The sequence below is a fragment of the Methanomassiliicoccales archaeon LGM-RCC1 genome (assembly GCA_030168575.1).
GTDB lineage: Archaea > Thermoplasmatota > Thermoplasmata > Methanomassiliicoccales > Methanomethylophilaceae > Methanoprimaticola.
Genome location: CP115555.1, coordinates 486,211 through 503,476, shown reverse-complemented (window position 1 = coordinate 503,476; position 17,266 = coordinate 486,211). Strand labels below are relative to the sequence as shown.

Annotated in this window: 22 protein-coding genes; 17 read left to right on the top strand and 5 right to left on the bottom strand. The window is 49.8% G+C overall.

What is annotated here, in order from left to right:
• Positions 1-39: 39 nt before the first annotated feature.
• Positions 40-1,206, bottom strand: a complete 1,167-nt coding sequence (locus PED39_02460; protein WII08079.1) for a hypothetical protein — start codon at positions 1,204-1,206, stop codon at positions 40-42.
• The gene (locus tag PED39_02455; GenBank protein ID WII08078.1) at positions 1,207-1,935 is read right to left on the bottom strand and encodes a hypothetical protein; all 729 of its coding nucleotides are present in this window, start codon (positions 1,933-1,935) and stop codon (positions 1,207-1,209) included.
• A gap of 278 nt (positions 1,936-2,213) precedes the next feature.
• Here PED39_02455 and PED39_02450 point away from each other — a divergent pair, with 278 nt between their 5' ends.
• From PED39_02450 to PED39_02435, 4 genes are all read left to right on the top strand, one after another.
• Entirely contained in the window at positions 2,214-3,269 is a 1,056-nt protein-coding gene (locus tag PED39_02450) for a hypothetical protein (GenBank protein WII08077.1), read from the top strand.
• A gap of 405 nt (positions 3,270-3,674) precedes the next feature.
• Complete coding sequence (locus PED39_02445; protein WII08076.1) at positions 3,675-4,007, top strand: hypothetical protein; 333 nt, start codon at positions 3,675-3,677, stop codon at positions 4,005-4,007.
• 140 nt (positions 4,008-4,147) lie between these two features.
• Positions 4,148-4,510: a hypothetical protein gene (locus PED39_02440; GenBank protein WII08075.1), complete on the top strand. Its 363-nt coding sequence runs from the start codon at positions 4,148-4,150 to the stop codon at positions 4,508-4,510.
• Positions 4,503-4,883 carry a hypothetical protein gene (locus PED39_02435; protein ID WII08074.1) on the top strand — a complete coding sequence of 127 codons (381 nt, stop codon included), beginning with the start codon at positions 4,503-4,505 and terminating at the stop codon, positions 4,881-4,883. Before PED39_02440 ends, PED39_02435 begins: the two co-directional genes overlap by 8 nt.
• Positions 4,884-5,676: 793 nt before the next feature.
• Here PED39_02435 and PED39_02430 read toward each other — a convergent pair.
• Entirely contained in the window at positions 5,677-6,129 is a 453-nt protein-coding gene (locus tag PED39_02430; GenBank protein ID WII08073.1) for a hypothetical protein, read from the bottom strand.
• A 653-nt stretch (positions 6,130-6,782) separates the two neighbouring features.
• Between PED39_02430 and PED39_02425 the strand changes: the two genes are divergently transcribed.
• From PED39_02425 to PED39_02395, 7 genes are all read left to right on the top strand, one after another.
• The gene (locus tag PED39_02425) at positions 6,783-6,956 is read left to right on the top strand and encodes a hypothetical protein (protein ID WII08072.1); all 174 of its coding nucleotides are present in this window, start codon (positions 6,783-6,785) and stop codon (positions 6,954-6,956) included.
• A 598-nt stretch (positions 6,957-7,554) separates the two neighbouring features.
• Entirely contained in the window at positions 7,555-8,106 is a 552-nt protein-coding gene (locus PED39_02420) for a GNAT family N-acetyltransferase (GenBank protein ID WII08071.1), read from the top strand.
• Between the two features lie 89 nt (positions 8,107-8,195).
• Positions 8,196-8,690: a hypothetical protein gene (locus PED39_02415; protein WII08070.1), complete on the top strand. Its 495-nt coding sequence runs from the start codon at positions 8,196-8,198 to the stop codon at positions 8,688-8,690.
• Positions 8,687-9,373 carry a hypothetical protein gene (locus PED39_02410; GenBank protein ID WII08069.1) on the top strand — a complete coding sequence of 229 codons (687 nt, stop codon included), beginning with the start codon at positions 8,687-8,689 and terminating at the stop codon, positions 9,371-9,373. Before PED39_02415 ends, PED39_02410 begins: the two co-directional genes overlap by 4 nt.
• Positions 9,370-9,834, top strand: a complete 465-nt coding sequence (locus PED39_02405; GenBank protein WII08068.1) for a hypothetical protein — start codon at positions 9,370-9,372, stop codon at positions 9,832-9,834. The genes PED39_02410 and PED39_02405 overlap by 4 nt, the downstream gene beginning before the upstream one ends.
• Positions 9,835-9,978: 144 nt before the next feature.
• Entirely contained in the window at positions 9,979-10,140 is a 162-nt protein-coding gene (locus PED39_02400; protein ID WII08067.1) for a hypothetical protein, read from the top strand.
• Positions 10,137-10,547: a hypothetical protein gene (locus PED39_02395; protein ID WII08066.1), complete on the top strand. Its 411-nt coding sequence runs from the start codon at positions 10,137-10,139 to the stop codon at positions 10,545-10,547. Before PED39_02400 ends, PED39_02395 begins: the two co-directional genes overlap by 4 nt.
• Before the next feature lie 139 nt (positions 10,548-10,686).
• Here PED39_02395 and PED39_02390 read toward each other — a convergent pair whose 3' ends face one another.
• Positions 10,687-11,148: a zinc ribbon domain-containing protein gene (locus tag PED39_02390; protein ID WII08065.1), complete on the bottom strand. Its 462-nt coding sequence runs from the start codon at positions 11,146-11,148 to the stop codon at positions 10,687-10,689.
• 298 nt (positions 11,149-11,446) lie between these two features.
• On the opposite strand from PED39_02390, the gene PED39_02385 reads away from it, so the two are divergent.
• Both PED39_02385 and PED39_02380 read left to right on the top strand, forming a co-directional pair.
• The gene (locus PED39_02385; protein ID WII08064.1) at positions 11,447-11,926 is read left to right on the top strand and encodes a hypothetical protein; all 480 of its coding nucleotides are present in this window, start codon (positions 11,447-11,449) and stop codon (positions 11,924-11,926) included.
• Positions 11,923-12,438: a DUF367 family protein gene (locus PED39_02380; protein WII08063.1), complete on the top strand. Its 516-nt coding sequence runs from the start codon at positions 11,923-11,925 to the stop codon at positions 12,436-12,438. Before PED39_02385 ends, PED39_02380 begins: the two co-directional genes overlap by 4 nt.
• A 64-nt stretch (positions 12,439-12,502) precedes the next feature.
• On the opposite strand, the gene PED39_02375 is transcribed toward PED39_02380, so the two are convergent.
• Positions 12,503-12,805, bottom strand: coding sequence for a zinc ribbon domain-containing protein (locus PED39_02375; protein WII08062.1), 303 nt, complete (start codon positions 12,803-12,805; stop codon positions 12,503-12,505).
• Positions 12,806-13,076: 271 nt separating this feature from the next.
• Between PED39_02375 and PED39_02370 the strand changes: the two genes are divergently transcribed.
• From PED39_02370 to PED39_02355, 4 genes are all read left to right on the top strand, one after another.
• Positions 13,077-13,346 carry a hypothetical protein gene (locus PED39_02370; GenBank protein ID WII08061.1) on the top strand — a complete coding sequence of 90 codons (270 nt, stop codon included), beginning with the start codon at positions 13,077-13,079 and terminating at the stop codon, positions 13,344-13,346.
• Positions 13,347-13,493: 147 nt separating this feature from the next.
• Entirely contained in the window at positions 13,494-14,801 is a 1,308-nt protein-coding gene (locus PED39_02365; GenBank protein ID WII08060.1) for a DUF4143 domain-containing protein, read from the top strand.
• A gap of 140 nt (positions 14,802-14,941) precedes the next feature.
• Positions 14,942-15,178 (top strand): hypothetical protein, encoded by a 237-nt coding sequence (locus tag PED39_02360; protein WII08059.1) that lies wholly within the window; start codon positions 14,942-14,944, stop codon positions 15,176-15,178.
• On the top strand, positions 15,175-17,265 hold the full coding sequence (locus PED39_02355) for a minichromosome maintenance protein MCM (GenBank protein ID WII08058.1): 2,091 nt from the start codon (positions 15,175-15,177) through the stop codon (positions 17,263-17,265). Before PED39_02360 ends, PED39_02355 begins: the two co-directional genes overlap by 4 nt.
• Position 17,266: the final 1 nt, after the last annotated feature.

Genomic DNA, 17,266 nt, shown 5'->3' with positions numbered 1-17,266 from the left:
AAGATATTGATTTGTGGGAAATCGAAAGGTGAAAAACCATTATTCTTTCCAGAAATAATCAACGATCTCAAGGAACTCGTATCTAAACTCCCTGTATTTCTCTGGGCACAGATGTCTCTGAAGGTAAATGGATATCTCTTCCGACTTCGTTATAACCTTCTTCAGGAGATGTATCCCGTATGCCTGTTCCTTCGTCGGCCTGGGGATCGAATCCCTTCCTTCAAGCATTAGGGAATCCGTGTGATGAAACAGTTCGCTTAGTATCCCGACGAACACATCGCTAATCTGAACAAACCTGTTCTCCTTGGAATCGACAAACTCGTATCCTTCGTACGGTTTCCCGTCTTCCAGCAGATCGTACTTCCTCAGACTCTTTTCCACCGTACTCTCGTGGTCGAAACGATGGAAAGCATTGGGTGTTTTCTGCATGGCATCCACATATTCCCATTCGTAGGAATCGATCATCACGCCCGGCTCCCCGCCTGAGAGGAAGGTCATCTCCTTTTCTCTCCTCAGATCCTTTATAAGCTGCCTGGTTGCCTCGAGATAGAATAATTCGGGCGTATCATCGTAGCTGTTCTCTTGGATGAAATCCGATACCGCCCTAGCGAATGGATCTATGTCCTCGTTGTCCAAATTGGGGAATCCGTAACCCTGGAGGATGTACGTCATCTCGTCCAGGTGGCCCATGACGAAGTAGAACAGCTGGTCTTTCATTATCTTGTGGAAAGGCATCATCACACGGCCCGCCTCGGTAATCAAGGCCTCGTCGACCAGATCTATGATTGACCAGTACAGGTTGTTCAATGTGGAGAAGTGGACGATGACGCCGGAATCCAGCATCCATTCCAGGAACGTGTGGACCCTCTTCAGGCCGATATCCTTCATGAAATCCCTATTCTTCAGAATCGAACCCGCTTTCAGTTCGTTCTCCTTCTGAATCCCTAGCCTGTCCATCAGTTCTTCAGCATCGGGTTTCTTCCCGGGATCGAACGCTATGCCGCCGAGAATGAAATCGTATGTTAATGCCCTCTCGACATTGTAACCCGATTGTTTCTCCGGATCGAACCTGAACCTCCTGAAGTTGTTGGTCTCGTCGTAATAAAACAACCATCCTTTTACTGGCGGATTCTCGATGTGTCCTTCCTTGACCGACTGCCAGATGTCGATTTGTTCCCGGGTTTTGGATTCCTTATCGTATGCCATTTACGATTCCGGATTGATCTGTTGGGATAAGGATTTGAGTATCCACCCCTCCATAACCGCATCGTCTATCGCCCTGTGCCTCATCCCCTCCAGCCCCATCGGGTCCTCCGGACACAGCACACGGTACGCGTCTATGGATCTCACCCACTTCTCGGGATAGTAGGAATCCTCCCTCTCCCTCAGCAGCCTCTCCTGTAATCCTTTATCCTCAATCGAATCCGAATCCGCCAGCTCGTACACCTTGGTAGTAGCGAGCTTCATGATGTCGATCTTCCTCGTCACAATGTTACGGATGTTCAACGGCTCCTGATACAGGAACTTCCCGAAATCGAATTTCACATTGTAGGACGTGACCTCCTTCCCGGAGACGATCTCCCGTACCTCTCTCACCACCGTATCAAGGTCCTTGGCGGCGTTCAGCGTATCCTCCATCCTCATGTCGGAGTTCCTGTAGATCCATATCCCCCGGGATCCGTCGGGATTCACATACTTAGAATCGAAATCGACGATGTCATCATATCGGATCATCTCCGAATCCTCGACCGACCATGTGTAGCCGTGCATCCTCACAATGTCCACGGTCCCCAATTCGCGGTAGATGTGCCTGAGCAGCCTGTCCGCGTCCGGGGCGTAGAAGCTGTCGATGGCCCCGGGATCGCTGGTCTCGAAGTAGAAGTTCCCCTCTCCCGAGGGCATGGTCTGAACGGGGTTCTCGTAACCGCCGATCATCAAGTGTCTTTCATATTGCAGTTCTTTTTCCCGCCCGTCCTGTGTACTTTTGGACGGGTCTCCGACTCTTCCGTCGATAGTTTTATTCTGTCCCATGGGATATCTCCCAGGGATGACAGAGTGCCGGAATCCTGTTCTGAAGCACGGGTCCGCCCGTGATGGCCAGTCACTCTGAAACTCCGCCCGGGAGTTCCATCGTATCCTCTGATTTAAGTATACGACTGAAATCCCCCACCTGGTATTGCATGACTTCACAACGCCAATGCGCTCTGCCTAAGATGATTGCAAAGGCCTTAAAGGACCCGAAGAGGAACGACAAGATATTATCCAATATCCAATCCATGGCGGATAATCTAAAAGAATTGAAGACCGATTTCGAACAAAATGGATGCATCCAGGATGTCTTTTCCAAAGCAGATGACAATCGCTTCAGACCTGTCAGCAAGGCGTATTGTGCTGTTCCGCCACGCTTCGTATATCGTTGCCTAGAACCTGAATATGTGATAAAAACTATCGAAAACGATAAGATCAGATATTCACGCCCAGTTAACTTCAATGACAAGAAGGATCCAGACTTAGCATCTCTTCGCAATTCCAACCGCAAGGTGTTCTCCGAATCGGCGATAAAAGCATTCATGGATGAGGTGGAGAAAAAGAAAGACATTTCAGATGATGATAAGCACAAAGTACGTGAAAACCTGCACTCATTCAAATCATATTATGACGACATCTACGGAAATCTCCATATATGCTGCTTTACCGACGACGTTGCTGCGGATTCGAAGGACGATGAAGACAGCCGTTGGGCTGGAAAGCAATTCAGAACTGCAGCCTTATGTATAGAAAGTGAAGGAATCCCATCTCTGCATAAGATTTATTACAGCAGTAAAATCCGTATGAAAGGGAAGAAGAAACGCTTAGAAAAGATGTTTATCAAAGGGAGATTCAGAGAATTCGAAGGATTCTATTATGATTCGATGGCGGATTTTTTAGCCAGGATATACATCAAACAAAGGAAGTATAGTTGGGAGCATGAGTGGCGTAGTTCGATAATTGGTACATTAGATCCAGAATGCTTTGCTATTGAGGATGATGGTTATGCACATTTGTATTATCAAGGCATAAATGAATGGATAAGGCACGTCATAATTGGATGCAATACATCTGATTCGGATAAGGCTAAGATAATAACGCTGTGTGAAGAATATGGATTCGGTTTCTGTCTCATGAATGAAGATTATTTGATTTCACCCATAGTTGGGCACGAAACAATTTGTGATAATTGTGAACTAAGATCTGACAGATGTGCTTTGGCTTATAAATCGAACAAATAATTATTGTCGAATAATACCCCATCTGAATAATCTAGAATCGAGTACTCATTCTGAATCCCGCGGAATGTGTTATCTAATTCATAAGAACCTTGCATCATTTACGACCCTAGGTTCCAAGACTTATCCACTCTAGGTTCAGGACACTCGTCTCCTGGTAATATTATCAGAACACTCTGTTCTCGGCACACACCCACTTATGACGGCACTTTAGTGCGTTTTCTTCGACCTTTATTACAGATCTATTATCAATCATTAAAAAAACTTTGAATGAAATGTTACGATGCACATCTGTACGTTATTGGTGACAGTCCGCACGCTGGTAGTTTGACAAATAGCATAGATGGGCTGTCGTTGTTCGATAAATTAAGGTAGTCAATATAATTGAGTAAAAACGTGAGTAATTATATGGCATACAAGGGAAAACATCCGTGCTCCAAAGAGACTGTTGAAAGAATAACCTCAGTTAGAGTAGATGATGTCAATTTGGAACGGATTGCATCCATCTGTAAGCTAAGGGCATTGATCCAATTGAAAGAAGGCCCGAGGTACTTGATGGACCTCTACGGCCTGGTCAATCTGCAGAACAAGACTAAATTGAGGTTCGATGAGATGGAAGCACTAGGATTAATATTCTATAGCACCCTGAATAGGAAAACTGTGGTCGAACTCACAGAGAAAGGCGAAAGGGTGGCCACTCATCTAAGAGCAATATTAGGTGAGTTAGAACCTTTAAACTAAGAACCGAGGTAGTTTAACCTGCTATCTAAGGTTGTTAAACTAACAAGTAATACTCCCAACTTATCTATTCCTTCACTCACTACTCCTTCGACTTATGAGTTCCTCGGGCTAGAACAATTGGTCGAAGATTAGGTGAAAGAATGCAGATACCGATAGCTTACAAAGGGACACGCCAGTGTCCCAAGGATGTCGCAGACAGGATAACGAATGATAAAGTCGATGACAGGGCGATAGAATGGATCGACTCGGCCCAGAAGCTAAGGATCCTCTTACAATTGAATGGTGCTCCAAGGATCCTCATGGATCTCTACCAGATGGTCGGCCGCAACACATACACTGCAAGGAGGATCAAGGAATTGGCCGATCTAGACTTGATCGAGTACTGCACATTGGATAGGAAACAGGTAGTGGTTCTCACCAAGAAAGGAGAGAGGGCCGCAACTCATCTCAAAGCGATGTTGGATGTACTCACTGAAAAGACCATAGAGGCTTCAAATGAATGAGGTGAAGCAATCATCAACTTACTCCATCGAAAGCTGCTGCAGATGCGGCAAGGAGTCCCCATGCTTCTCCCTTCGGTTCCCGGAGTACGGAATCTATCTGTGCATGGAATGCCTCTCCGGAGTGGAGTTCATGACCCGCGCTTACACGGACCAGTTCGATTCGGACGGTAGCAGCGTGTACATACAGCTGTCCAAGCTGCAGGTCAGCGACCTCCGGTCAGCTTATTCCTCTCCGAAGATGTCCGGTATGCTCGCAGACATAGAGCTCGACGTGGAGCAGGACATGAAGCTCAGGCTCATGCTGACGAATCCGGAGAATACCGACGAGGACCTTGGACTTACATACAAGGAAGTGGATGAATATCATTATTGAGCGATTTAGCAAATACGCATTTTCCAAACTTTTTCTTAATCTAAATCTTCCAACGAAAATATGACTAATTTCTAAGAGGAAATACTGTTGATTTGAAAGTAGAAGTGATTAATTCATTGACTATGGAAACAATCTATCATTTTCTTTTTGGAAGATCATCCAACATCCACAAATTGAGAAGATTTTCTAGATAGGGTGGGGCCTGGTTCCTTCCGTCTGTGATGTAATCATTGAGCAATTCATAGAACCATAATGGCGGTCTATCGTTACCGATATATGCGATCGACGGAATCTCGATGGGCAGTCCGCCTGGACGATCTAGTTCTTCCATCTCCATTATTTCAAACGAAATGAGAAACGGCAGTTGATCATTCGTATCAGGCAAGCTGTGCCGGAAGGCCAGATAACGTCCTCTGTTCAATCTGAATGTTAGCAATGCGGGATAGATTGTTCCGTTATGATACAACTCACCGATACGATATAGGCTGGTTTTGTTGTTTTGGTATCTTATCATATGCTCCTTAAAGTCGTACAGTGTTCTGCCGTTCAATACATCGTTGAGAGTAAGAAGCAGCAACCGATCCAACAGTATACTGTACGTGTCTGTGCGATAATTCAGAACGAATGTTTTCCCTTTGATTGAGAATTCATCCATATTGTTAATCAGAATCTTTTCAGCTGCTGTTGGCGAGATCTCCAAAAGACAGAATATTGGTAGGATGAAGTTGTTTTCCAGATAGAGCGGGTAACAATCTAGGAACAAATCACGGACAATCCTGTCATCAGATTGTTCCTATCCATCTTTGCCGCATTTTATGATGGTTGCGGATTCGAGAATTTTTCTCTCATCTTCTGATAAGATCAGTTCTTCCCAGAATGCTTCACGTCTGAATAGTTTTTGATCAGTTATGAACCAATCTAGAGGATTATACGTTTCATTAGAAAGACATTCTTTTTCAAGAGCCAATTCTGAAAGGCTTTCCATTTCATCCTTTATTTTCCTTAGGTGTTCTACCAGGTTTGAAATGGATGATAACATCTCCGAGCATTCCTTCTTACCGAGTTTTTTCTTCTCGATACATTTGACTTTTTTCTGATTGGAGAAGAGTTTTTCAACGATATCCTTAGTCCCGCTCGGGGAATTTGAAAGAGTATTTTTGACATCCATCAATTTACTAATGAATAGATCCATTTCATTGCTCATTTCGAATATTTTACGGAATCTTCCTAACGTTGGTACCGTCATAGAATAAAGGTCGCCGTCGTAAACCTAATCCATTCTGATTTTGATATCATTTGATTTGAGCAGATTCAGAACCAGTTGTCTGTTGACCATCAGATGATAATAAACAGAATTCTTCAAGATGTGATTCTCGACCTTGTCGTCATTATTCGAATATAGTATGTTCAGATATTTTACAAAGGTTTCAGAACTTTCTATAGGGAAGAATCTGTATTGGTTACTCCTGCGCGATTTGGATTTTATCAACCCATCATCTTCCAATGAATTGCAAATATCAAGAAAGTTCGAATAAAGCGTAGATTTCGATTCAGATCCGCCTATTTGGACTTTATAGCATCCAACCATTCCATTAATTGAGTTGAGAATAGGAATTTCTTGATCGTTTGCATCGTCGATAACGATTCCAAAATTGTCGAATCTTATGCGGTTATTATCGCTCATGTATTCATTCAGCATTGCTGGACGATACAGGTTGTTAAACAGATGATTAAGTACCCAGATTTTCCTTTTGGAACTTCTATATCTGGTCTTTTTAGTATCCGCACTCATCGTTACAATATTCTGACGATAGGTTATAAACAATTCTAGTTTTGTGATTTTAAATTAAAAATACAAAACTAGGAACGCATATAAATCAGCAATATGTCTAGGCAATCATGTCCGGTTCATTGGGCATAGATGATATAATGAAAAATCAGAGAGCATATGTGAAGAATCCGAATAACAAGATGAACAAGGCTGCCAGGGACAATCGTGCAAATCAGTTGAACCCTAACAATAAGGAGTATTGGAAATCTCGCGGCTACATAGTAATCGAGAAGGAGGAATGACATGTCTAAGGAGATGTATTGCCCTTATTGTAGCAAGAAAGTCGAGACGCGTTTAGTCAACTGGTGGATGGTCCTTTTGACAGTGCTTACAGGGAGCATCATCATTTACCTTCTCTATTGTCTTCTGATCGGATCAAGAATTTGTAGGGGCTGCAAGTGTCGCATCTACGATATCGGACTCGAAGGGGGCGCACGTCTTGAAAAACCATAAGTTTGTCAAGAGCAAAAGCTCACCACAGAGCGGAGAGGTATGGTTGGCCGATTCTCTTTCTTTCGATGATGGCAGTGGTTCTAAGAGTCGTCCGGTGATGATCAGGCGTCGTGAAGGTGATTCGTTCATCTGTTACAAATGTACAACGAAACCTAAGGACTACAGAAACAGATATAGGATTCTGGATTTGGAAGAAGCTGGTTTAGAGAAGGATACGTATCTTGACCATGAGCCTATTAAGGTTGGCAGAAATCAATTGTTGTATCGTGTGGGCACTATCTCGCAGGATGACCTCTAGTGTTTCTTTGGATGAAATGACCATGTGATGCCATTATGGCCTCGGTGATCGTTCGTTGATTCAAATATCCCCACATCCATACCGACAGTATGCAAAGCCTGGGGACCTGCAGGATCGAGACCGAGAGGCTTGCCCTTCGCCGTTTCACTGAATCCGACATAGAGGACACCTTCCGCAATTACGGTTCCGATCCCCTCGTGAACAGGTACATCAGCTTCGCCCCCTGTTCCACAATCGAAGGCACCAGAGAGTTCATAGGAGGCCATATCATCCGCTACATGGACGATCCCGACTTCTACGGATGGGCAATCTCTTTTGACGGGAAAGTCATCGGATCCATAGGGCTTTTCGACATCGACAAGGAATCCGAATCTTGCGAGATCGGATACAGTCTAGGAAGCAGATGGTGGGGGAAAGGCTATGCAACCGAATCAGTCAACGCCGTTCTGAGGTACGCCTTCGAGAGCATCCGCCTGCATAGGGTGCAGGCAACGTACCATCCGGATAACAAGGCATCCGCCAGGGTCCTTGATAAGGTCGGCATGAAATATGAGGGGACGATCCGTGACGGACAAAGGAACCCGGACGGTACCTTTTCGGACCTCATCCTCTGTGCCAGACTATCCACCGATGAACGATGAATCCTGTACGAACCATCCGTCACATCCCATTATATCCGTTCCACAGTGAACCTTAAGGATGCAGAAGCATCCGAGGCAGGTTCCCGGAAATGGATCGCAGGACAGCGCTCATAATCGCACTATCGGCAGCGACGATCGCCTTCATTCTTGCAGCCTTCATCACCTATTGCCCGATGCCCGGCTTTCGTCTTCTGATAGTGATGACCGGATCCATGGATGGGAATCCCATGCCTTACGGCATCCAGACCATCCCGTTGCACAGCCTGGTGCTCCTTCAGGAGGACCCGGAATGCATCGGTGTGGGGGATGTCATCGGTTACAGGATTCCGGGGATGGAGGAACCCTTCCTGCACCGCGTGTCGGAGATAACGGATGGGGGCTATGTGCTCAAGGGGGACAATGCGCCCACCTCCGAGCTGATAGCAGACTCCGATGTGGTCGGGAAGGTCATCGGTGTGTATCCCCTGATCGGGAGGCTGATATTCTTCCTCAGGACCCACGCCTTCTACCTGATCGGGCTCACCCTGATCCTCGCGATCCTGTTCCGCTCAATACAATACATCCGCGAGGAGGAAGAGATATGAGAAGAAGGATAACGCTCCCTCTTGTCGTGATCGTCCTTTGCCTGGTGTCGATGGTAGGTGTCGGTTATGCGTACCAATCGTCGATCACCAGCGGGGGCAACGCAGTCGAGGGGCACTATGTGACATTGACCGCGGCGAACGGATCCGCGGCGATTCTGAACTACACCCAGGAGTACGACACCTACACCGATGAGGGCGACCTGTACTACATCCTGCTCATCGGGGAGGACCAGGACACCCTGAAGCTGAACGAGGAACCATACACAATAACCATCGAGGACAGCACCGACAGCACATACAACCTGAGGATAGATGCGCCGTTCAATCCGCTGACCTGGACACAGGATACTGATACAATAAGCTGCGAGTACTACTTCGAGGTGACCGTAGGGGATGCTGCAAGGCCTGCGTACTTCGGGATACTGGCTTCCGGCACCGAGTACAGGCTGTACGCCTATGAGACGAACCAATACGACGAACTGGTGAGGCCGAACGTCCTGACGGAGGCCGCCCTGTCTACGGGGACATACCATTTCGATGTGTACCTCAAGCTGCATACGGTTGGGATGGAGCTGTCGAACGGGAGCACCGGAGTCTACGTTCCCAAGACGGAGTTCGTGGACGAGTTCGTCGCATCCGGGCTGGAGATCGAGTTCACAGCGGTGAGGGCAGTCGAATCATGAAGTCGTCGGCAGTCATGCTGGCCTTATTGATGGTGACGGTATCCGCAGTGAATGCAGTGCAGATCACGTCCTACTTCAATTCCATCGAATCGGAGTATTGCGTGGTGACATGCGATTCGGAGGGGATCGTCTTCTCAGATGGTGCTGTCTGGTTCACGGACAACGGTCCCTGCACGTTGTCCTACACGGATTCTTCCGGGATTCCAGCTGATGCGGAGTTCACATTCTATTCGGATGCAGAGGATGGGACCACGGTGGAGCTGATATTCAAGGCAGGTAGCGTATCAAGGATAGTCTCGGGAACCTTCTCGGACGGTGTGTGTACGGTGACCTACAAGGGCATGTCCTCTGGAGTATCCTTCGAGCTCTCCGGCAGGACGCCGGAGGCGGATGGAGAGGTTCTGATGAAGATCACGGCCGTCCCGCAAGGGACCGGCCGTTCCTCCACATTCGTCTGCTGAAACCGTAAAACGGCCTTCCCTGTGGGAAGGCCCTCTTATCTCTTGTTGATGGAATCATATTTCTCGAAACAAACCTAACCCGACTAAAACCGCTAACACGGCTAATGTCGCTCCATCCAAATACGTCTCTTCCGATTCTCAATCATGACGGAAGTAACTGAAGAGATGAAGAGACAAATCGCTAGATTATGTTCACAGCCTGCTAATCTTAGCGATTATGATTCCTGGACCAGGGACGTACCCGATTTCGCAGAGCGCTGCAACTATGTCCCTGGTCCCTCGAAGAACCGCAAGAAGGAGGAATGACCGTGGGCTATGCGCGCTTTTTCATCTGCGAGAAGTGCGGGAAGAGGATCGAGCTCGCATGGGGGATGAGCTATCTGTACGGATGGGGGAACACCGAGCTCTTGGAACGGATTGACAGCGGCAAATATGGGCGGAAGGCCAAGGAGGTCCGCGGATCCCACCAGGAGGCCCTATGCCATCTGGAGGATCATCCATTCATCTGCAGATGCGGGCATATTGAGGCCTGTAAGAGCCTCGTGATGATGAGCAACGACCTGTCCAAGCCCGAGGTCTACTACTCATCCGAGCACATGTGCCCGGTATGCAATAAGAGGATGAGACCTCTGAAAGAGAGCGGTGAGATCAGATGTCCGGGTTGCGGCGGAGAGATGGAAGAGGATCTGAAATCCATGATAATGATAGACTGAGATCATTCTGAGAATGGTTATCCAGCAGTATGGTGATTTGCCACTCAGCTCGCCCGTCTATCATCAACGATCAGCACGAAAAAACGATCATCACCGTGGCATCGTTCGTTACCGTTAGCAACGATAAAAAGCCTGACGCTCAGGAGTTGTACTCTCTGAGCATCTCGTTGATCCTGTGCGTCTCCTTGTAGCCGTCGTATATGCCGTATATCCACAGCACGAAGCATATCGGGAAGGTGTAGAACACGAAGAACGTTATCACCAGCATCAGGACCTGGGCGAACATCAGGGTTATCCCCCTGGTCACGGAACCAGCGTAGAGCGTCCCGAACCCTGTGAATATCACCGACAGGATGATCGCCACCACCTCGTCCTTCTCCTTCACCACGGCGGATCCCTCCCTGGTCTTCGGAGGTACCTTGTTCCTCTTGCTCTGGTCCGCACCGCAGTGCGGGCAGAACCTGTACTCGTCGTCGATCTCCTCCCCGCAGGAGAAGCACTTGTACACCGTGGGAGCCGTTATCATCAGCGGCCCGTGGCATCTGGGGCATTCGGTGTCCTTGGAGGTCAGTTCCTCCCCGCAGTAGGGACAGAAGGTCATGGTACGTAATCCCCTTTCATAGCATAAGTACCTGTCCGAAGGTCATCCGTCCAGTTCGTCCATGAACGCTGATGCGAACAGCGGCAGATGGCGGAACCGGGATGTCATAATCTCAGGATATTGTCTCTATGCATCATTGGGAAAAATGTAGAAAAATACATTTTTACGCGCGGAAAAATGGAGAAAAATACATTTTTCCCAAATCCTGGAGCGGGAACAACGCCGTCCGATCCGAGAATCACGGACTCTTCCCGAATCATACTTTATATCCGATGCCATACCGAGACCCGTTGGTACCATGTTCGGAAAGAAGACCGAGAAGAAGCTGCGCATCCTGTTCCTCGACAGGAAGAACGACTACACCTCACAGCTGGCGGAGTACTTCGCCAACCAGTTCTACGAGAACAAGTACGAGGTGTACAGCGCCGGTTTCGAGCATGACATCATCGACTGCGACATGATCTCCGTGATGTATCAGAACGGGGAGGACATGAGGCGCCAGGTCGCCAAGGACCTGAAGAACACCGAGCTCCTTCCCAAGGACGATTTCTATGATTTCGTTGTATATTTGGAGCAGCCGATCTTCGACGAATTCTCCAAGAAATCCCCTTGGCAGGGCAAGCAGATCCTCGCCCCCATGATGAACAGGGAGGACTTCACTGCCACCGACGACGCCGAGCTCTTCGACGATTACGTCAAGGTCATCGATCAGGTCAGGGAATGGGTGAAGGAGAACCTGGCCGACCCCGATAAGCTGTCTGCGCTGGTCACGGCATGATACCGGTAATCATCTTCGACAAATGTCAGTGCGACCCGAAGAAGTGCACCGCGAAGCGGATGATGAAGTTCGGCCTCGGAAAGGAGGCCAAGACCTTGGGGGCCATCCCGAAGGGATCGATAGTACTGTCCCCCTTTTCAGATAAAGCCATGTCCCCGGCGGACATCCACCACGCCAGGAAGGGACTGGTGGTCATGGACCTCACATGGACCAACATAGACGAGTTCCCCAGGCTGAAGAACGTAGAGGAGAGGGCATTGCCGTACCTGCTCGCTTCCAATCCCATCAACTGGGGCAGGCCGATGGAGCTGAACAGCGCCGAGGCCGTCATGGCGGCATTGTACATCCTAGGGGAGAAGGACCAGGCCGCTGAGTTCTTGGGCAGGTTCAACTGGGCCCCAGAGTTCATGAGGCTCAACGGGGAGATGCTCGAGGATTATTCCAAAGCCAAGGATTCCGCGGAAGTGGTCCGCATCCAGAATGAGTACATCGAAGCGATAACCAAGGGATGACCTATCGGTATGGCGGATGCGAAGACAGGGGCCGGAGACCCCGATTTTCAGGCATTAGTTCGGTTCACGGATGAATGGTGGCAGCAAAAATAAACCATATCACGACCAAAACGATATTCAAAGCCACCGATACCAAGGCACCTATGCCTGCCATCCTGGCACACTTGGGTTTGCTGTCCATCCAAATCAGCCATAGGATGAATCCCACCAGGGGAATGAAGAAGCCCAGAACGGCCCAGCCTATGCTTCCGGAATCATAGTTCTGATTGTAGTATGAAGGGCCGGGGCCGTTCACCTGTGAAGCTCCGCATTCTGGACAATATGCGGCATTGTCCGGAACCATCTTGCCACAATTTCTGCAATACATGTAATCAGCTTTTTTCTGTCGTCGATCTCATTTTCGAATGCAGTCAAAGTTCACACGATCTGTTATGTCGAGGAAATGCCGCAGGCCGCACCAGATTCGATGGAACCGTTCAGATCCGCTCCGTACTTCGTGTACGAGGCGAGGACAATCTGTAACAATATAATGTTAGTGAAAATATTGAGATTATGAATATATGCGGCCAGCATTCCTAATCTGGAATGCCTTTTTCTGATGATTTATATCTACTATCATCGGTTACCGTGTTCCGAAGATGGAACATAACCTGCTTATCAGACGCATCCTGCTCACGTACCTTCCCATCACGATCCTGGTATCGCTCACATCCACAGTGTCGACGTTCATCAACACCTTCATCACTGGAGTATGGCTGAGCGACGAGGACGTGGTCGTAAGGAAGGATGACGGTCTGAACGTCATCGTGAGGGACGATTCCCAATCGGGCACGGCCGTCCCGGAGGGTGTGACGCATTCCAACCTGCTTGGTCTGAACACCTATTACATCAACGTCAAATCAGAATGAGTTTTACGGGAATTACTACCTCGATTCGGTGAAAGTTCCCAAGTGAAAACGGTGAAAGTTCCCAAGTTATACGGGAAAAAGTTCCCAAGTCACATGGGATATTTCACTAAATACTTTGAACACATACCTTAACGTCAGAGGCATCGCATGAAGGTGGACGGATACATCCCGAGGGTAGTGGACAAAGAGATAGAGCAGTTGATCCAGGCCTACGGGGCGGTATCGATAGAGGGGCCGAAGTACTGCGGCAAGACCTGGACATCCAGGACCCATTCGGCCAGCATGTTCGCCTTGGACGACACCGATGGCAATTACAGGAACCTAAGGATAGCCTCCATGGATCCGAAGGTGGCCCTTGAAGGGGACAAGCCCCATCTGATCGACGAATGGCAGCTCGTCCCGGCGATATGGGATTCGGTGAGGAGGGCAGTTGATTCCGAGAACGGTCCCGGGAAATACATCCTCAGCGGATCATCGACACCTGAGAGGGGGAGAAGCGACGATCCCTTGGAGCAGATCAGGAAGGGGAGTCTTCACAGCGGTCTAGGGCGTATCGCAGCCGTGCGCATGCGTACAATGTCGCTTCTGGAGATCGGAGCGTCCGACGGCAAGGTCAGACTGAAGGACCTTTTCGACGGCGATGTCCCCACATCCGTATGCAGGGAGCAGAAACTGGACCGCATAGTCGATCTGGTCATGGGCGGCGGATGGCCCGGGAACCTCAGTCTGGACATCGAACACCGCCTGTTGGCCGTCTCCCGTTATCCAAACGAGATCTGCGAGAAGGACCTTCCCCGTGTGGATGACAGCAAATCGCCTTCCAAGATGAAGATGCTGATGCGTTCGCTGTCACGCAACGAGAGCACCCTCGCCAATTATTCCACCATATCCCGTGATATGAAGGAGTTCGACGACGAGGTGATGTCCGACGAGACCGTCAAGAGCTACATGTCCGTCCTTGACAGGATGCACCTGATAGAGGACCAGCCGGCCTTCAATCCCAATCTGAGATCCTCGGTCCGTGTCGGCAAGAGCCCGAAGAGGCATCTGACGGACCCCGCGCTGTCCATAGCTGCCATGGAACTGAGCAAGGATATGCTGGTGGACGATCTGAACCTGTTCGGATTCATGTTCGAGGCCATGTGCGAGCGCGACCTGCAGATCTATGCGAATTCCATGAGGGGGCACCTTCACCACTACCGTGATGCGAAGGGCCGCGAGATAGATGCCGTGGTGGAGCTTCCCGACAGGAGATGGGGGGCGTTCGAGATCAAACTGGGAGCCAACCAAACGGATGCCGCGGCCGAGGAATTGATCAACATCAAAGAGATGATAACCAATGACGGCAGCGGACGTCCTCCGGAGTTCCTGTGCGTGCTGAGCGGTATGGAGAGCGCCGTGTACAGGCGCGAGGACGGGGTCTACGTGATACCGATCACCTCTTTGGGATGCTGAGCCCGTTCTATACCATGATGAAGGTTCCGGGCCCCTAATCTTCCATTTCTTCGCAACCCATATTTTACCCCGTAGGTCACGACCAATTAACGGGTCAGACAATGCCTAATATACCCCATCGTTCCTACGACTTAGAGCACATGAACGACAGTCTGCTTTCCATGATTTGGGAGTCCTTGGGGGACGATAGACTGACCACCAGGGAGGCCAGCGAGAGGCTGGACCACCTGTTCGGCTACCGCTGCCCGGACGATCTCGCCAAGACCCTGTCCAAGTACCGCAAGGAGGGGACGGTCAAAGGGGAGATCTCCATGGAGGCCGGCGGATGGGTCTGGTGGGTGGATGACGACTGCCGTTCCGAGAGGGGAGAACAATGACGTACGAGGATAACGAGATCGAGAAGCTGTGGACCACGCTGCTCAGTACTGACAAGTACCGTGTGATGATAGCGGACATAACAGACAATTATCCTCAGAAGAAGAGCGTCAAGGTCGATTTCGAGGACATCACCATGCAGGATGTCGAATTCTCCGCCTATCTCCTTGAGGAGCCGGATAGGTGCCTCGAGATCGCAAGGAAGGCAGTCATGGAGCTGGTCCCCAACATCGACCGTCCGGGACACACCATCAACGTCAGGATCATCAATCTCCCTAGAGACGCGAAAGTTGACATCAGGAACCTCAGGGCCGACCACCTCGGAAGGCTGGTCGCGGTGGAGGGACTGGTCAGGAAGGTCACCACCGTAAAGCCCCGTATGACATACGCATTGTTCAGGTGTGCCAGATGCGGTTCCGAGATATGGGTCCCGCAGACCGGTATGATCATGAAGGAGCCCCTGATGTGCAACAATCCCGACGGAAGCTGCAACAAGCAGTCCACTCGTTTCATCGAGGACCTGAAGGCATCTACATACATCGACACTCAGAAGATCGAGATTCAGGAGAGGCCCGAGGGACTCAGGGGAGGATCCCAGCCCGAGAGGCTGGTGGGCTACGTCGAAGACGATATAGCCGGAATCGTGACGGCCGGTAACAGCATCACGTTGAACGGTGTGCTCCGCTCGGTAGAGAAGTACGAGAGGGATAAGTCCACGGTCTTCGAGACATATCTGGACATCATCTCGGTGGAGTTCGAGCAGCACGAGTATGATGAGATCACCATCACAGAGGAGGACGAGGAGAAGATCCTAAGGATGTCCAAAGACCCCAACCTCTATGATAACATCATCAGATCGATAGCGCCATCCATCTTCGGGATGGAGGAGCAGAAGAAGGCCATCGCGCTCCAGCTGTTCGGAGGATGCCACAAGGAGATGGACGACGGAACGAGCCTGAGAGGAGACATCCACATCCTGTTGGTCGGAGACCCCGGAGTCGCTAAGTCGCAGATCCTCAGGTACATGAGCAGGCTCGCACCAAGAGGGATCTATGCATCTGGAAAGTCAGCTTCAGCGGCTGGATTGACAGCGGCTGCGGTCAGAGACGACTTCGGAGACGGAAGGTGGACTCTGGAGGCAGGGGCGCTGGTCCTGGCCGATAAGGGACTGGCATGCGTCGATGAGTTGGACAAGATGAGCGAACAGGACAGGTCGTCCCTGCACGAGGCGATGGAAGCCCAGAGGATCTCCGTCGCCAAGGCCGGTATCAACGCCACGTTGCAGTGCAGATGCTCCATGCTGGCAGCTGCCAACCCCATGTACGGAAGGTTCGAGGAGGAAGAGACCGTCATCAAACAGATCAATCTCCCGCCGCCGTTGGTGTCCCGTTTCGACCTGATCGAGATATTGACCGATAAGCCTGATAAGAAGCGTGACGAGAAGCTGTCCAGCCACATTCTGAACACGCAGATGCGCGGTGAGGTCAGGATGATCCCCGAGGGAAAGGAGATCAAGGGCGTGGATGTGAATAGGATCCTCAACGACACCGGGGAGCTGAAACCGGTCTACGAGATAGAGGAGCTGAGGAAGTACGTCGCGTACTCCAAGAGGATAGTTCCGGTCATGAGCAACGATGCATACAAGATCATCCAGGACAGTTTCCTGAGGATTAGGAATCTGGGAGGCAACGGAGTCGTGACCATCACGGCGAGGCAGCTGGAAGGATACGTCCGTCTGGCCGAGGCCTCCGCAAGGATGCGCTTATCAGATACCGTGAACGAGATCGACGCTAACAACGCAGCCGAGCTCATAGAGTCGTACCTTTACAGGATCGCAGGAAGCGACGACGGCAGCCTGGACATCGATAGGATCGCTTCAGAGCACAGCGCCAGGGAGCGCAGCGGTCTGAAGATGATCAAGGACGTCATCAGAATGGCCAGCGACACGGGAATATCTCTCGAAGAAGTCATCGCCAGATGTCAGTCAGAAGGTCTGACGGAGGACCAGATCCATGATGCTTTCAAGAAGATGAAGGCCAATAACGAGATATACGAACCAAAGCCTGGATTCTTCAAAATGCTGGATTGAT

What these genes read in the sequence shown, in the direction of transcription:
- PED39_02460 (WII08079.1), bottom strand. Translation starts at nt 1,206, where the DNA reads ATGGCATACGATAAGGAATCCAAAACCCGGGAACAAATCGACATCTGG.
- PED39_02455 (WII08078.1), bottom strand. Translation starts at nt 1,935, where the DNA reads ATGATCGGCGGTTACGAGAACCCCGTTCAGACCATGCCCTCGGGAGAG.
- PED39_02450 (WII08077.1), top strand. Translation starts at nt 2,214, where the DNA reads ATGATTGCAAAGGCCTTAAAGGACCCGAAGAGGAACGACAAGATATTA.
- PED39_02445 (WII08076.1), top strand. Translation starts at nt 3,675, where the DNA reads ATGGCATACAAGGGAAAACATCCGTGCTCCAAAGAGACTGTTGAAAGA.
- PED39_02440 (WII08075.1), top strand. Translation starts at nt 4,148, where the DNA reads ATGCAGATACCGATAGCTTACAAAGGGACACGCCAGTGTCCCAAGGAT.
- PED39_02435 (WII08074.1), top strand. Translation starts at nt 4,503, where the DNA reads ATGAATGAGGTGAAGCAATCATCAACTTACTCCATCGAAAGCTGCTGC.
- PED39_02430 (WII08073.1), bottom strand. Translation starts at nt 6,129, where the DNA reads ATGACGGTACCAACGTTAGGAAGATTCCGTAAAATATTCGAAATGAGC.
- PED39_02425 (WII08072.1), top strand. Translation starts at nt 6,783, where the DNA reads ATGTCCGGTTCATTGGGCATAGATGATATAATGAAAAATCAGAGAGCA.
- PED39_02420 (WII08071.1), top strand. Translation starts at nt 7,555, where the DNA reads ATGCAAAGCCTGGGGACCTGCAGGATCGAGACCGAGAGGCTTGCCCTT.
- PED39_02415 (WII08070.1), top strand. Translation starts at nt 8,196, where the DNA reads ATGGATCGCAGGACAGCGCTCATAATCGCACTATCGGCAGCGACGATC.
- PED39_02410 (WII08069.1), top strand. Translation starts at nt 8,687, where the DNA reads ATGAGAAGAAGGATAACGCTCCCTCTTGTCGTGATCGTCCTTTGCCTG.
- PED39_02405 (WII08068.1), top strand. Translation starts at nt 9,370, where the DNA reads ATGAAGTCGTCGGCAGTCATGCTGGCCTTATTGATGGTGACGGTATCC.
- PED39_02400 (WII08067.1), top strand. Translation starts at nt 9,979, where the DNA reads ATGACGGAAGTAACTGAAGAGATGAAGAGACAAATCGCTAGATTATGT.
- PED39_02395 (WII08066.1), top strand. Translation starts at nt 10,137, where the DNA reads ATGACCGTGGGCTATGCGCGCTTTTTCATCTGCGAGAAGTGCGGGAAG.
- PED39_02390 (WII08065.1), bottom strand. Translation starts at nt 11,148, where the DNA reads ATGACCTTCTGTCCCTACTGCGGGGAGGAACTGACCTCCAAGGACACC.
- PED39_02385 (WII08064.1), top strand. Translation starts at nt 11,447, where the DNA reads ATGTTCGGAAAGAAGACCGAGAAGAAGCTGCGCATCCTGTTCCTCGAC.
- PED39_02380 (WII08063.1), top strand. Translation starts at nt 11,923, where the DNA reads ATGATACCGGTAATCATCTTCGACAAATGTCAGTGCGACCCGAAGAAG.
- PED39_02375 (WII08062.1), bottom strand. Translation starts at nt 12,805, where the DNA reads ATGTATTGCAGAAATTGTGGCAAGATGGTTCCGGACAATGCCGCATAT.
- PED39_02370 (WII08061.1), top strand. Translation starts at nt 13,077, where the DNA reads ATGGAACATAACCTGCTTATCAGACGCATCCTGCTCACGTACCTTCCC.
- PED39_02365 (WII08060.1), top strand. Translation starts at nt 13,494, where the DNA reads ATGAAGGTGGACGGATACATCCCGAGGGTAGTGGACAAAGAGATAGAG.
- PED39_02360 (WII08059.1), top strand. Translation starts at nt 14,942, where the DNA reads ATGAACGACAGTCTGCTTTCCATGATTTGGGAGTCCTTGGGGGACGAT.
- PED39_02355 (WII08058.1), top strand. Translation starts at nt 15,175, where the DNA reads ATGACGTACGAGGATAACGAGATCGAGAAGCTGTGGACCACGCTGCTC.